Genomic DNA, 475 nt, shown 5'->3' on the forward strand with positions numbered 1-475 from the left:
GGCATCGTCGGTGTTCATCCGTGGGAGCTTGCGTTCTTCGACCGCAAGGCTCAGGAAGAGGTGTGGGGAACCGATCCCGATACGTGGATGGCGTCACCGTATGCGCCGATGGGCGTGGCGAGGCCGGTCGAGGGTGGCTACATCCTCAACGGTCGCTGGTCGTTCTCCTCCGGTACCGATCACTGTGACTGGATCATGATCGGCGCGATGGTCGGTGACGAGTCCGGTAAGCCGTTGATGCCGCCGAAGCACCTGCACGTACTGCTGCCGCGCTCCGATTACGACATCGACCAGGACAGCTGGAATGTCGTGGGCCTGCGCGGAACCGGGTCGAAGGACCTGATCGTCAAGGACGCGTTCCTGCCCACCTACCGCACGATCGACGCCGGAAAGGTGTACGACGGGACGGCGTGGAAGGAAGCGGGCCGTACGGAGACGTTGTACAAGTTCCCGTTCTCCTGCATTTTCCCGTTGG

At 62.5% G+C, this 475-nt stretch carries 1 protein-coding gene; it reads left to right on the forward strand.

What is annotated here, in order from left to right:
* The coding region (locus tag AC2ETI_RS32655; protein ID WP_483635054.1) for an acyl-CoA dehydrogenase family protein at nucleotides 1-475 on the forward strand (475 nt) is incomplete at both ends.

The sequence above is a fragment of the Rhodococcus sp. MurmanLake-1 genome (assembly GCF_056945715.1).